The organism is Streptomyces odontomachi (assembly GCF_024435355.1).
Classification (GTDB): domain Bacteria; phylum Actinomycetota; class Actinomycetes; order Streptomycetales; family Streptomycetaceae; genus Streptomyces; species Streptomyces odontomachi.
In genome coordinates this window covers 14,038-27,351 of sequence record NZ_JAMJWG010000033.1, presented here as the reverse complement: position 1 = coordinate 27,351, position 13,314 = coordinate 14,038, and the positions used below count along the sequence as shown (strand labels likewise).

16 protein-coding genes are annotated in these 13,314 nt (G+C 70.0%); 8 read left to right on the top strand and 8 right to left on the bottom strand.

Going from position 1 to position 13,314, the window contains the following annotated elements; genetic code table 11:
• Window positions 1–75: 75 nt before the first annotated feature.
• The 8 genes from NQO67_RS39645 to NQO67_RS39610 all read right to left on the bottom strand — a co-directional run bounded on the left by NQO67_RS39645 (window position 76) and on the right by NQO67_RS39610 (window position 6,898).
• The gene (locus tag NQO67_RS39645; protein ID WP_255955387.1) at window positions 76–1,317 is read right to left on the bottom strand and encodes an ATP-grasp domain-containing protein; all 1,242 of its coding nucleotides are present in this window, start codon (window positions 1,315–1,317) and stop codon (window positions 76–78) included.
• A gap of 11 nt (window positions 1,318–1,328) precedes the next feature.
• The gene (locus NQO67_RS39640; RefSeq protein WP_255955386.1) at window positions 1,329–2,213 is read right to left on the bottom strand and encodes an SAM-dependent methyltransferase; all 885 of its coding nucleotides are present in this window, start codon (window positions 2,211–2,213) and stop codon (window positions 1,329–1,331) included.
• Between the two features lie 44 nt (window positions 2,214–2,257).
• Complete coding sequence (gntD, locus tag NQO67_RS39635) at window positions 2,258–3,283, bottom strand: guanitoxin biosynthesis L-enduracididine beta-hydroxylase GntD (protein WP_255955385.1); 1,026 nt, start codon at window positions 3,281–3,283, stop codon at window positions 2,258–2,260.
• Between the two features lie 93 nt (window positions 3,284–3,376).
• On the bottom strand, window positions 3,377–3,559 hold the full coding sequence (dmpI, locus tag NQO67_RS39630; protein ID WP_255955384.1) for a 4-oxalocrotonate tautomerase DmpI: 183 nt from the start codon (window positions 3,557–3,559) through the stop codon (window positions 3,377–3,379).
• A gap of 131 nt (window positions 3,560–3,690) precedes the next feature.
• Window positions 3,691–4,623, bottom strand: a complete 933-nt coding sequence (locus NQO67_RS39625) for a LysR family transcriptional regulator (protein WP_255955383.1) — start codon at window positions 4,621–4,623, stop codon at window positions 3,691–3,693.
• A gap of 72 nt (window positions 4,624–4,695) precedes the next feature.
• Window positions 4,696–5,334 carry a response regulator transcription factor gene (locus NQO67_RS39620; RefSeq protein WP_255955381.1) on the bottom strand — a complete coding sequence of 213 codons (639 nt, stop codon included), beginning with the start codon at window positions 5,332–5,334 and terminating at the stop codon, window positions 4,696–4,698.
• A gap of 193 nt (window positions 5,335–5,527) precedes the next feature.
• Window positions 5,528–6,388 carry an alpha/beta fold hydrolase gene (locus NQO67_RS39615; protein ID WP_255955380.1) on the bottom strand — a complete coding sequence of 287 codons (861 nt, stop codon included), beginning with the start codon at window positions 6,386–6,388 and terminating at the stop codon, window positions 5,528–5,530.
• Window positions 6,389–6,496: 108 nt separating this feature from the next.
• Window positions 6,497–6,898: a nuclear transport factor 2 family protein gene (locus tag NQO67_RS39610; protein ID WP_255955378.1), complete on the bottom strand. Its 402-nt coding sequence runs from the start codon at window positions 6,896–6,898 to the stop codon at window positions 6,497–6,499.
• A 274-nt stretch (window positions 6,899–7,172) separates the two neighbouring features.
• Between NQO67_RS39610 and NQO67_RS39605 the strand changes: the two genes are divergently transcribed.
• From NQO67_RS39605 to NQO67_RS39570, 8 genes are all read left to right on the top strand, one after another.
• Complete coding sequence (locus NQO67_RS39605) at window positions 7,173–7,874, top strand: HAD family hydrolase (RefSeq protein ID WP_255955377.1); 702 nt, start codon at window positions 7,173–7,175, stop codon at window positions 7,872–7,874.
• Window positions 7,875–7,905: 31 nt separating this feature from the next.
• A complete protein-coding gene (locus tag NQO67_RS39600) occupies window positions 7,906–8,892 on the top strand; it encodes a DMT family transporter (RefSeq protein ID WP_255955376.1) in 987 nt (328 codons plus the stop codon).
• Between the two features lie 230 nt (window positions 8,893–9,122).
• Window positions 9,123–10,502: a class I adenylate-forming enzyme family protein gene (locus tag NQO67_RS39595; protein WP_255955375.1), complete on the top strand. Its 1,380-nt coding sequence runs from the start codon at window positions 9,123–9,125 to the stop codon at window positions 10,500–10,502.
• Complete coding sequence (locus NQO67_RS39590) at window positions 10,499–11,284, top strand: SDR family NAD(P)-dependent oxidoreductase (protein WP_255955374.1); 786 nt, start codon at window positions 10,499–10,501, stop codon at window positions 11,282–11,284. The genes NQO67_RS39595 and NQO67_RS39590 overlap by 4 nt, the downstream gene beginning before the upstream one ends.
• Window positions 11,278–11,550, top strand: coding sequence for a phosphopantetheine-binding protein (locus NQO67_RS39585; RefSeq protein WP_255955372.1), 273 nt, complete (start codon window positions 11,278–11,280; stop codon window positions 11,548–11,550). Before NQO67_RS39590 ends, NQO67_RS39585 begins: the two co-directional genes overlap by 7 nt.
• 44 nt (window positions 11,551–11,594) lie before the next feature.
• On the top strand, window positions 11,595–12,320 hold the full coding sequence (locus tag NQO67_RS39580; protein ID WP_255955370.1) for an AfsA-related hotdog domain-containing protein: 726 nt from the start codon (window positions 11,595–11,597) through the stop codon (window positions 12,318–12,320).
• Window positions 12,317–12,631 carry a YciI family protein gene (locus tag NQO67_RS39575; protein ID WP_255955369.1) on the top strand — a complete coding sequence of 105 codons (315 nt, stop codon included), beginning with the start codon at window positions 12,317–12,319 and terminating at the stop codon, window positions 12,629–12,631. Before NQO67_RS39580 ends, NQO67_RS39575 begins: the two co-directional genes overlap by 4 nt.
• Window positions 12,632–12,687: 56 nt before the next feature.
• On the top strand, window positions 12,688–13,311 hold the full coding sequence (locus NQO67_RS39570; protein ID WP_255955368.1) for a hypothetical protein: 624 nt from the start codon (window positions 12,688–12,690) through the stop codon (window positions 13,309–13,311).
• Window positions 13,312–13,314: the final 3 nt, after the last annotated feature.

The window sequence follows — 13,314 nt, the reverse complement described above, 5'->3', positions numbered from 1 at the left end:
GATGGGGGGGTGGGCTCGGGCGAATGGCGCATGACGGATGGCAGACGGCGGATGGCAGACGGCGGGTGACACGGCTCAGGGCTGGTACAGGCCCGTGGCCTCGATCTCGCGGATCGTGTCGCCGGCCTGCCGTAGCTCGTCGGCGCTGTCGGCCAGCAGGTAGACCAGGCCCGGGGACGAGGGCAGGTCCCGGGTGCGGCTGACCGTGCGGCCGGGTTCCAGGGTGCCGCCCATGATGCCCGCGAACGTCGGCAGCGACAGCAGCCGTTGCAGCGCGGGAGAGTCCGGGATCTGCCCGTCCACGGGCGACCGCAGGGCCACGATGCCCAGCGACTTGCGCGGGGTGTACCGGGGCGGGCGCTCGAGGATCCGGTGCGGTGCGACGTAGGCGTCGACGGTGAGCGAGATGTGGTGGTGCCCGACGGCGGCGTTCAGGGCGTCCTGCTGGATGAATCCGGTGGTCCGGGCCGCCGTCTCGATGAGCCGGGGGCCGCGCTCGGTCAGCATCACCTCGGTGTGCGCGGCCCCGTACCTGATCTGGAGCGCGCTCAGCACCTGCCGGACGTACTGGACGATCTGGTCCTGGACGGTGCCGTGCGGCGCAAGGAGCCACTGGCGGTCGTAGATCTGGTGCGGGCCGTCGTAGACCGAGTCGAACTGCCAGATCTCCCCGATGTAGTGGTGGCCGTGCACGCTGACGCTGTTCACCAGGTACTGCTGACCGCTCAGGAACTCCTGGGCGAGCACGCTGTCGTTGGTGGCGCCCAGCCAGCTTCGCCGGCCGACGATCCGGTGGAACGCGGCGCGCACGTCGTCGGAGTCCTGGCAGCGGGACACCCCGTCCGACGCGGCACTGCGCCGCGGCTTGACGATCACCGGCCAGCGGTCGTGCTTCTCCGTCCAGCGCAGCAGTTCGTCGAGGTCGGCGGTGGCGAACTGCTCGGCGGCCGGCACGCCGACCTCGTGCAGGCGCTCGCCCATGGCCGCCTTGTCGCGCCGGCAGGCACGCAGTTCGGCGGGGTTGCCGGCGGTACCGAAGGCCGCGCCGAGCTCGTCGGCGAACTCGACGCCGGTCTCGGTGCCGGGCAGCACCGCGGCCACCGGCAGATCGGACAGCTCGGCGTACACCTCGGGTGCCGTGACGCCCGGTCCGATCACCTTGAGGTACTTGTCGGGGTCGAGGCTCGCCATCATCGACGGTGACAGGTCGGTCGACGTCAGCACCGCCACCGTCTGCCAGCCGTCCCGGTGGAAGCGCGGGGCCAGGTGGGACCCGCTGCCGAACGGGTCGACCACCACCGCCACGGGTCGCGTCATGTCGGGCCCCCTCATATCCGCGCCTGGGGCATCAGGCCCATGTCGTTGTCCTCGGTGAGGTGCTTGTTCAGCTCTTCCTTGAGGTAGTCGTCGTGACTGCGCGCGGTGCCGCCGCGTGACTCGATCTGCTCGACCAGGTACCGGGTCCAGGTGAAGGCGTCCAGCGTGAGCCGGGCGGGCAGCCGGCGGTCGCTGGTCGCGCGGGTCGCGACGAACCAGCGGTGGTCCAGGGTGTGCGGTGCGTCGATCAGGCTCAGCCGCAGCCCCGCCTCCCCTGCCCACTCGGCCAGCCGCTCGGGGGTGTACCGCTGGATCTCGGGGTACGTCCACGTCTTGGCCGTGCTGTCCTCGGCGCCGGGCAGGAAGGCCCCGACGAACAGGCCGTCGTCGGCCAGCACATGGGCCACCTGCTCCATGCACTGGCGCACCTGGTGCGGCGCTGCGTGCATGAAGATGCCGCTGGCCATCACGTAGTCGAAGGCACGGCCGAAGGGGCGGGCGTCGAAGTCGTCGTTGTGCCGGAAGGCGGGGCGCTTGAGCCGGAGGATGTCGTCACCGAGTTCGGCGGCGACGCCCTGCTCCACGCACCACTGTGCGGGGTCGATTCCGTGGTAGTTGCCGGGGCGGAGGTACACCAGCGAGAAGCGGCCGCCGCGGAGGGAACCGCAGCCCAGGTCCAGCAGCCTGTCTGTCTCCCGCATGCCCAGTAAGAGCAGCACGACGAACTGCATCGCGCCCAGCCGGTCGTAGTACTCGGGCGGCCCCACCCACGCACGGTGGTGGTGGTCGCCCATGACGGCCGGCTCGGCGGCGTCCGGGTCGGCGTTCTGCTCGGGGGATGCGGCGAGTGTGGACTGCGCTGCGGTGCTCAGCAGTTCCTGTCGCGGTGTGGCCATCGGAAGACGTTCCTCCTCGGGTGGGTTGTCTCGCCTCGGAACCGTCAGTAGACGACGCGGTCTGCGGAAGCGGTCCGCAGCGCACGGGTCTTGCGCAGGTCCCGGACGATGAACGCCCGCTTCAGCCAGCGGTCGGTGCCGTCGAAACGGCCGGGGATCTCGCGGCGACCGTGTACGGCCTTGAAGTTGTCGATCAGGAAGAGGTCGCCCTGCTGGAGGACCACGTCGCGCAGTCCGTTGTTGACGGCGTCCTTGAGCCGGTCGAACGCCTTGGCGGCGGCCGTGTCCTCGCCGAAGTCGCCGATGTAGTGCGGGTGCACCCGCAGGTAGGGGCTCTCCTTGGCACCGAACAGGGCCGGCACCGGCTCGGGGTCGGTGAACATCCGCTTCACCCGGGCGTGGCTGCGGGTGATGATCTCGGCGGCCAGGCCCGTCTCCTCGGGCGAGAGGTCGACGTCGGCGCGGTTGCCCTCGTCCGGCAGGAAGGGGTAGGCGGGGCGGCGGAGCTCGTCGAGGGTCGCCTCGTCGAGGTCGAGATCGTCCACACCCGCGTACGTGGTGGCGACCCCGTCGTGGTTGCGCACGCACAGCAGGGCCACGTAGTCCATGCGCTCCGGGTGGAACGCGTCCTCGGTGTGCCAGTAGAGCTGGTCGGTGCTGGTGCCGAGCTGGCCGCCCTCGTTGCCGGCGATGGGCAGCACCTGGTGGACCATGCGGCCGGCCTGTTCGGTCGCCCAGGCGACCGTCTCGCCGAGCAGGTGGGAGCAGAGCAGCAGGTAGATGTCCTGCCGCTTGGTGCGGGCCAGCGCGGCCCTGTCCTGCCAGTGCGCGGGTGTCGCGCCGATGGCCTCGTCGTCGGTCTGCCAGCCGTGCACCAGGCACACCGGGTGCTCCTCGCGCAGCTTGAAGCGGACCAGGCCGCTGCGCAGCGCGTCCGGTAGACGATGGGAGTGGACGGCGACGTCCTCCAGGAACTCGGGCGATTCCAGGTCGTCGTACCGCTTGTCGAGCTCGTCGAGCAGGGCGTCGACGGCGGCGGCGTCTTCCCTGGTCAGATCGATACGGAACATGCGGGCGCGTTCCCTTCCATACGGTGGCGGCCAGTTGGCCGCCGGCTCGTCACAACGGGTGAGACACGGGTGGGTGAGAGCGGATGCCCCGGGTCACTTGTCGGCCGTCAGCCGCCCGGCCTTGCCCCAGCTCTCCGCGGGCACCTCGTGGATCCAGACCTGGACGGACTCGGGCGGCACCCCGTAGGCGTCGACCATGGCCTCGGTGATGCGCTGGACCAGGACGCGCTTGCGCTCGACGGGCTGCGGGCCCTGCTGGACGGTCACGATGGGCATGCGTCAACCTCGCTGATGGTGGTGAGGAGGGGGAGGGCAGGATGGTGGGGCCTGGGGAGCGGCTGGAGAAGCCACGTCATTCCAGCGCGGCGGGGATCGTCGCTCCAACCAGCAAGTCGAGATGGCAGGAATCAGCGATCGTGATGGATACCGGCCGCCGACACCTGCAAGGCGTCGCCGCCCGCGGCCTCGGCACACGCCTCCATCAGCGAGTCCACGGCGGCCGTGATGCCGCCCCGGCGCACCGCGAGGAACGTGGGGATCTCCAGCGCGGCGTCGGCGACCGGTCGGAACACCACGCGGTCGCTGCGCAACTGGCGGGCCTGGGCGGCGTACGCGACGGTCCACATGGGGGTTCCGGCACCGATGGCGGCCAGGGTCTCCGTGAACGGTCCTGACGGCGGCCCGAGGACCGGTTGGAAACCGGCGGCGTGGCAGGCGGAGATGACGAGGTCGACCAGGGCCGGGTGGTTGCGCCGTGGCGTCAGGCGCAGCGGCAGCGTCGCGAGGTCGGCCAGGTGGATCTCGGAGGCGGTGGACAGCTCGTGGTGCGCGGGCAGCGCCACCAGCAGCCTGTCCCGCCACACCGGTATCGAGCGCAGTTGGGGGATGCCGGCTTCCGCACAGCGCACGAACGCCGCGTCGAGCCGGCCGGAGGCCACGTCGCCGAGCCGCTCGCGCATGGGTGCCGAGACCAGTTCGACCAGCAGCCGGGGATCGCTGCGGGACAGCGCCTCCAGCAGGATCTCCAGGCGTTCGCCCAGCCCGACGCTGGTACCCAGGCGGAGTCGGGCGGGCGGTGGCCCGGTGACGTCCTCCACGGCGGCGCGCACCATGATCTCCGCGGCCAGCATGTCGCGGGCGCGGGGCAGCAGGCGCGTACCGGCGGCCGTCAGCCGTACCTGCCGGGCGGAACGGTCGAAGAGTTCGACCCCGAATTCACGTTCCAGCCGGCGGATCTGCTGGCTCACCGCCGACTGCACGATATGGAAGCGTTCAGCGGCGCGGCCGAAGTGCAGCTCCTCTGCCACTGCCACGAAGTAGCGCAGCTGGCGCAGTTCCACGGTGTGCGGCCCTCCTCGTCTCGGCGTGCTTGCTCGACTTGCCCGACTTCCTCACCGGTGCGACGCCGAGCGTCACGACTGGTGGAGGCACTGCTCGTACAGCCCGTCCCTGATCGCCAGCGTGGCGACCGATGTGCGGTTCGGGCAGTCGAGCTTGGCCAGGATGTTCCCCACCAGGCGCTTCGCGCCGTGGTCGGAGATGCCGAGCCGTCGTCCGATCTGCTTGTTGCTGAGCCCGTCGACCAGCAGGACGAGGGCCTGCTGCTCCCGTCGGGTGAGCCGCGGCGCGGGCCGTGCCGGCTCCCCGGTGGCCCGCCAGGCGGCGAGGAGGTCCTGCACCAGCCAGGACGGGACGGGAGGTTCGCCTGCTGCCATCCGGGAGAGCGCGTGGGCAAGGCCGTCGGGGTCCAGCTCGTCCTGGCCCACGTATCCGATGCCCGGCAGATCCGGGAGGCTGCGCAAGGAGGCGACATCGGCCTTCCGCACGAGCACCAGGACGTTGACGTCGTCCCGGTTGGCCGGCTCGGGCAGGGAGGGGAGCGATCCCACGAGATCGGCGAGGGCGACGAGGGCGATACGGCGCGGCTCCGAGGCCGCGGCCTTGAACGCCATCGCCGGGTCATCGGAAATCCTGACCTGGCCGACGACCCCGTGCTCTTCGAGTTCCTCGAGGATCCGGCAGATTTCCAATCGCCCGTGATCACTCCTCATCGCCAGCGCTATATCAATCGAATGCTGAGCAGAAAGCGTATCCACACGGCTGGGCAAGGTAATCCCCCTCGGCTGGTTCAGCTAGGGCCAAACTAGCCGCGCGGGCCGGCCGGAGTAAGGCCTCTGCCACTGAAGTGGTATCGCAGTGCCCCTTTACATCCCGCCGTGGCACACCCAACTGGAATCCACTCTCTCAGAATTCCGCACACAGCAGCGATGCAAGGCGTTCCGGTACTTCCATGCTGATCAGATGCCGCGCCCCGGGAATCACCGTGAAGTCGGCGCCGGGGATGTCACGGGCGAGGTCGCGCATCATGGCGGGCGGCGTCGACGGGTCGTCACCGCCGGCGATCACCCGGGTGCGGACCCGGATGCCGGACAGCAGGTCACGGGTGTCGAGCGTGGCGAGCGCACGCCAGCTGGCGCTCCAGTCGGCCACCAGCGCCCGGTTGACGGTCTGCCGCGCGTAGCGCACGGCCGCCGGCTCGGCGGCCAGGAAGGCCGGGGTGAACCAGCGGTCCAGCGCCGCGGGCAGCTGGGCCGCGACGCCGTGCGACTCGGCTTCCGCGGCCCGTTGCAGATAGGCGGCCTGCGGATCGCCGGCGGTGGCCACCAGGTAGAGGGCGGCCAGGCGATCGGGGTGGTCCACCGCGAAGGTCTGGGCGATGGCGCCACCCATGGACAGGCCGGCCAGTTCGATGCGTGCGATGCCGAGGGCGTCGAGCAGTCGCAGCAGGTCGTGGGCGAGCGCGTGCAGGTCGCGGGCGGGCGGTGCGCCCGCGGCACGGCCGTGGCCGCGCAGGTCGTAGGCGATCACACGCCGGTCGGTGGGGAGGTGTTCGATCAGCCCGGCCCACATCAGGCGGTCCAGGCCCAGCGCGTGCACCAGTACCAGCGGTGCCGCACGGGACGGGGCGCGGGCTGGTCGGTCGAGGAGCCGGGTGGTGTGGTCCCCGAGCCGTACGTCGTGCTCGGGGACGGGGTGGGCGAGGGGTTCGCGGTCGGGGTCGTCGACGGTGACGGGACCGTCGGCGGGCATCGCAGCGGAGCTCAACTGGCCACCTGTCAGGGAAGGGGTGACCCGCCGCGGGGCGCTGTGCGGCGAGCGCACGGCCGCGCCCGCCCCGCGGCGGAAGGAAGGGTGCCGGCGCGTGCCGGCGGATCAGCGCAGGGCGTCGACGAGCGCCTGGGTGTCCTCGTAGATGTCGTAGTTGGAGATCAGGCCGTCCGTCACCGTCAGGTGCAGGGCGTAGGGCGAGGCGAACAGCTTCCCGGTGGCCCGGCAGCGGTGCTCGAAGTAGCCGAGCACGACCACGTGCGGCCCCTCGGAGATCACCTGCTCGACCTTGTTGACCTCGGGTTTCATCGCACCGCCCAGCATCCCGAGGAACTCCCTGATCTCCTCCTTGCTGGTGCGCCGGCCGGCCCACGGCACCAGCTCGGGCTTGCCCGGGACGAACCAGTCCAGCGTGTCAGGCAACAGGGCCAGAACGCCCTCTCGGTCGCCGCTCTGCAACTTGGCCCAGAACTCCTCGGCGATGGCACCGGCATTCTGCTGGAGCATCTATCCAGCCCTCGCTTTCCTTGGGAAAGGTTTTCGGGAGAGGTACGCGAGGACGTTAGATTCGGCGTGAAGCGCGGGTCAACGCACCCTTCAGTGTGGCCGAATTGGCATACCCTGGCCGAAATACCGGGCCTGGTCAGCGCAGTCGTCCCCGGCACCGCGAAAAAAGGGCCGCCGGCTCTACCACCTTGGTTGCACACCCCGCGCCGGGCGACCGGTTCTTCCCTTAGCTTCAAGGGACCCCGGCCATTTCCCGAAGGGACCACATCGCGTCATGGGTACCATCCCGCGAGCCGCGTTCTTCGACGTCGACGAGACACTCCTAGGCGTCAAGAGCATGTTCGACTTCCTGCGGTTCTGGACCATCCGCAACGGCGGCGACGAGGACGACTACGAGAGCGCGATGGCCGAGACCCGGGCCATGTGGGCCGCCGGCACCCCGCGCCCGGAGGTGAACCGGGCCTACTACCGCCGGTTCACCGGAATCCGCTGGACGGAGCTGCTGGCCGCCGGCGAGGAGTGGTACGCCGCGTACCGGGACCGCCCGGACGCGTTCGTGCTGGCCACGGTGGAGGCGCTGGGCAAGCATGTCGCCGCCGGTGACACCGTGGTGCTGGTCTCCGGATCGTTCACCGGCTGCCTGGGCCCGGTGGCCCGGGAGCTGGGCGCCGACATCGTGCTCTCCTCCGAGCCGCTGGTGGACGGCGACGGCGTGCTCACCGGCGAGTTGAACCGCTGCATGATCGGCGACGGCAAGACGGACGGGGTGGTCGAGACCCTGGCACGGCTCGGTGTCGACGGCGCCGACTGCTTCGGATACGGCGACCACTCCAGCGATCTCGGGCTGCTTTCCCTGGTCGGTCACCCGCATGTGATCGGCGAGCACGATCCGGTGCTGGCCGAGCACGCGGCACGACACGGCTGGCCGGTGCTCCCCGCGGACACCGGTTCCTTCGCGCAGAGCGCACTGGGCTGACGGCACGCCTTCGGGATCTGGAGAACGTCAAATGAGCAAGAAGATCATCTACCTCATGCTGACCATGTCGGTGCTGTTCTGGGGTGCCACCTTCAGCCTGGTGAGCTACACGGTCCGCTATCTGTCGCCGCCGGCCGGCGGCGCGCTGCGCTACTCGATCGCGAGTCTGCTGGTCATCGTCGTGCTGGCGTTCCGGCGGCGCACCGCGCTACGGGCCCTGAAGCGCAGCTGGCGCCCCCTGCTCGCCATGGCGCTGATCGGCGTCGTGGTCTTCAACGTGCTGTTCTTCTTCGGCCTGCGGTACACCTCACCCACCAACGGCGCGCTGATCCAGGCGACCAATCCGCTGCTGACCGCACTGATCGCGGGGGTGTGCTACGGCGAGAGGATCAGCCGGGGCCACAAGATCGGCACCGTGATCAGCTTCGCCGGTGTCGCGGTGCTGATCCTGAGCGGCTCGGTGCAGCGCCTGGAGCCGCCGAACATCGGTGACCTGCTGTGCGTGGGCGCCACCACCTGTCTCGCGCTGTACTCGATCTTCAGCGGCCGGTACGTCAAGGAGAGCACCCCCGTCGTCACCACGGGCCTGACCACCCTCATGGGCTGCGCCGGCCTCTGGGTCGTCGCCTCCGTGGTCACGCCGAGACCGACCCCGCACGTGCTGGAGAACCTCCCGATCGGGGTGTACGGGGCGCTGGCCTTCGTCGGCATGCTGGCCACGGTGCTCGCGTACGTCTTCTGGAACTACGGGGTGAGCCATATCGGGGTCGCCGACACCGCGGTCTTCTTCCACCTGGTGCCGGTCTTCACCGTGCTCACCTCCCTCGCCCTGGGCCAGCCGGTGACGCTGCTCCAGATCGGTGCCGGCGTCGTGGTCACCCTGGGCGTGTTCATCTCCTCCCGGATCGCCCACGACCCGCCGCCGGCGCCGGTGGCGGCCTCCTCCGAATTCACCGGGTCCGCACGGCCGGCAGAATCCGCGCCGCCCCAGAGCAGGGACGAGCAGCCCGCACCCTGATTCTCCCGCACCATCGTTCGTTCACCATTGTCCGAGGCTACCCCTCCGCACCCGGAGGGGTAGCCTCGTTTCCTTTTCCCGACCGGCCGGTGGGGTACCCAGGAGCGCATGGAAAACACGGCGCTCGAAATGCTCGTTGTTCCCCGGAAAAGGTCCTCCTAGAGTCTTGTCGCAGACGGCTTTCCTGACCCATCGGGGCGCCTGCGAAAACGAACCGTCGGAGGATATCCGTGGAAATCTCCCTCACCACCGAACTGGAGAAATTCGGCACCGCCGATGCCATTGTGTGCAACGGCAGCACCATCAGTTACGAGCAGCTTCTGGAACTCGTGGCCCACTGGCGTGACTTCCTCGACGGGAACGCCGTACGGGCCGGCGACGTGGTGACGCTGGAGGGTCCGTACTCGCCGGAGTGCTGCGCCGGGCTGCTCGCGCTGATCGAGCGCGGCGCGATCATCGTGCCGCTCACCGCCCTGCCGGCGGCGAAGCGCGACGAGTTCCTCGACGTCGCGGAAGTCGAGACCACCATCACGCTGGGCCCGGCCGGCGAGCGCACCCTGCACCGCACCGGCCGCCGGGCCGACCACGCGCTCTACGCGCGGTTGCGGACGGCCGGCCGCCCCGGCCTCGTGCTGTTCAGCTCCGGCACGACGGGCCGCAGCAAGGCCTCGGTGCTGGACTTCGTGAAGGTGCTCGGCCGGTACCGCACGGGCGGCAGGCAGCAGCGCATCCTGTCCTTCCTGAGCCTGGACCACATCGGGGGCATCAACACCCTGCTGCACACCCTGTGCCAGGGCGGAACCGTGATCACCGCCGCGGAGCGCACCCCCGACACGGTCTTCGCGACCATCGAGCGGCACGGCGTCGACGTCCTGCCGACCACGCCCACCTTCCTCAACATGGTGCTGATCGCGGGCGTCGTCGGGCGGTACGCCACCACATCCCTGCGACTGATCACGTACGGCACGGAGCCGATGCCGCTGCGCACCCTGCAACGGCTGAAGGAACTGCTGCCGCACGTGCGCTTCAAGCAGACGTACGGCCTCTCCGAGCTCGGCATCCTGCCGACCAAGTCCCGCAGCGACGACACCCTCTGGGTCAAGCTCGGAGACTCCGGCTTCGATCACAGGATCGTCGACGACGTGCTGTGGATCCGCTCCGAGATGGCGATGCTCGGGTACCTCAACGCCCCCGCCCCGTTCGACGCCGACGGCTACTTCAACACGCAGGACGTGGTGGAGACGGACGGCGACTGGATCCGCATCCTCGGCCGCCGCTCGGAGATCATCAACGTCGGCGGCGAGAAGGTGTATCCCAGCGAGGTCGAGAGCGTCATCCTCGAGGTGCCCGACGTCGCCGAGGTCACCGTGAGCGGTCGGCCGAGCCATGTCACCGGGATGGTGGTCAAGGCGACCGTACTGCTGTCCGAGAACGCCGACGACGCCACCGGCAGCGAGAACGTCGAGCGCGGCGACGAGCGGGCCGTGGCCCGCCGGATCCGCGCGCACTGCGCCGCCCGTCTCGAGGCGTTCAAGGTGCCGGCCGTGGTGGAGGTGTCGTCGGCCGCCCAGCACTCGGACCGCTTCAAGAAGATCAGGAGCCTGGCGTGACCGGCTCCGCCGACGCCGCCGCGCACGGCACGGCGGACGCGGGCAGCGCGCCGGGCCGCCGGGTGGCCGTGGTCAGCGGGGGGAGCCGCGGGCTCGGGGCCCTCCTGGTGGAGCGGCTGCTGGCCGACGGATGGGCGGTCGCGACCTTCAGCCGCTCGGCGAACGCGTTCGTGGAGAAGACGCGTGAGGCGGCGCCGGACAGCTTCCTCTGGGAGCCGGTGGACCTCGCCGACCTCGACGCGCTGCGCCGCTTCGTCGGCACCTGCACCCAACGCTTCGGCGGGATCGACCTGCTGGTCAACAATGCGGCGACGCTGGACGGCCTGGGCCTCTTCCTCACCGCACGCGCGGACCGCATCGCCGCCGGGATCACCGCCAACCTCACCGGGCCCATCGTCCTGACCCAGGCGTGCGCCCGGGTGATGAGCCGGGGCAGCCGGGGCCAGATCGTCACCATCTCCTCGATCAACGCCATCCGCGGCTACCGCGGAGTCGCCGTCTACGCGGCGGCGAAGGCCGGCCTGGACGGCATCACCCGCAGCCTGGCCCGCGAGTTGGGGCCGCTGAACATCCGGGTGAACTCCGTCGTCCCGGGCTTCTTCGACAGCGAGCTGACCACCGACGTCACGGACACCAACCGGGTCCGTATCAGGGGGCGCACCCCGCTCGGCCGGGTCGCGTCAGCCGACGAGATCGCCGACGCCGTCTCGTTCCTCGTCTCGCCGCACGCCTCTTTCATCACCGGACAGTCCATCGTCGTCGACGGAGGAATCACATGCTGAGCCGTGACACCACCAGATCCATTGTCGTCGAGGCCATTGCGGCCTTACTCGAGGAGAGCGGTGCAGAGCGCTCCGAGATTTCCGGCAGCCAGTCCCTGATCGATGTCGGTCTCGGTTCCCTGCTGATCGCCAGGCTGATTATCCAGCTGGAGACGGAGATCGGTGTCGACCCGTTCGCCGAGGACATTCTGATATCCGACATCCGCTCCATCGACGAACTCGTCGACGCCTATCACTCCGCCCTGTCCCGATCCATCGCCGTGTGAGCCGTCCGGCCAGCTCCAGGGATATCCAGAAAGGACATCCTGAAATGCCGCAGGAATACCATGCACGGGTCGTGGTGGGTGATCGTTTCAAGGAGTTCATCGGCAACGCCGGAACGGTACCGGTGTCCGAACTGCTCGGTGCGCTGCGCTCGGGAGACGCTCCGCCCGCCCAGCCGCTCGTGCTCGGCCAGGGTCTCACCGCGGACCAACTGCGCGAACTGCGCGACCGCACCGGCGCCGCGGTGCCGCTGCCGGTGGAGCGCACCCTCACCCACAAACTCGAGGACAAGAATGTCCTCATCGGAATGGTGCACGAGTCCGGCCCCGACGCCTACGCCGCCCCGCTGCTGCTCGACGAGCGCGTCGAAGTGCTGGAGGACCATCTGACGGGCCAGCACATTCCGGCCATCACGCTGCTGGAGGCGGCACGCCAGACCTGGACGGTCGTCATCGAGCAGTTCCTGGCCCACGGCACGGAACCGACCCGTTTCGTGATCGGCTCGGTGCGCTCGACGTTCCACAGCTTCGTCTTCCCGCTGCCGGCCACGATCGAGTTCCGCCTGCTGGGGCAGGAGGTGTCCCCGATCGGCTCGAGCATCGACTGCGCGCTGCGGGTGCGGCAGGACGACCGTGTCGCCGCCGAGTTCGAGGCCGACGTACGCGTCATCCCGGCGGCCGTGGCGGCGAAGCAGGAGGCCATGGCGGCCCGGCGGGCCATTCGCAGCGCCCTCACGGACGCCACGGCACCCGTCGCCGGGGTCGCGTCATGAGCCTGCCGGTGTGGGCCGTCCACTGCCTGGACGCACCGGGCTCAGCAGCGCTCCGCAAGAAGCTCAGGCCGCACCACTCACGGTGGCTTCGGGACGGCCGGCCGCGGCCGCTGCTGTACGGCCCGCTGACCGCGGACGCCACCGGTGAGGTGGTCGGCAGCCTCATCGTCGTCGCGGCACCGGACCGGGAGACCGTCGAGCGGCACTTCGCCGAGGACCCGTTCCGCACCGGCGGGGTGTGGCAGCAGATCCGCGTCGACCGCTTCGACGTGTCACCGCGCTCGCCCGTGCGCCTCCCCGAGCCCGCCTGACCGGCCGGGCACACCCACCGTCCCATCCCCCTCCACCACTCGGGAGTGATATCGCCATGTCCGCAACCCTCCTCCTCGTCACCGAAGTCCCGGTTCGGGAATCCGAGGCCGACAGCGCCGTCAAGAACTGGCAGGAGGTGCACGCCAGGCACCAGGACGGCCGGGCGCTGTACCGCTCGATCGATGACCGCACGCTGCTCGAGCTCCGGCCGCTGACCGGCGACGACGACATCGCCGGACTCCAGGACGACGCACGGGAGCTGTGGGACGCCCTGTCGCCCCTCCTGGCGGGTGACTTCCGCCGGCACCTGTACTCGTTCGTGGAGGCTCCCAAGGGGTGCGCGAGCGCGCTGCCGGACACCCCCTACGTCCAGCTCCGGCGGGTGGAGGTCAAGCCGCCGGTGATCAGCGAGTACCGGGCCTGGCGGGACCGCACGATCTTCGAGGTGGTACGCGAGGCCGACGAGTCCGAGGTGTTCCTCGCCTACCACTCGCTGCTCAGCTCGGAGCCCGGTGTGCTGTTCGTGGCCGGCTTCTCGGTGGACCCGGCCCGGCACAACGGCGTCTACGAGACGCCGGCCTACGACGCGATCCTCGCGGAGGTGCGCCAGAAGTACATCATCCCGCAGGGCGGTGACGCCGGCCTGTACCTGAAGACCTACGCCAGGATCGAGGCCTGAGCC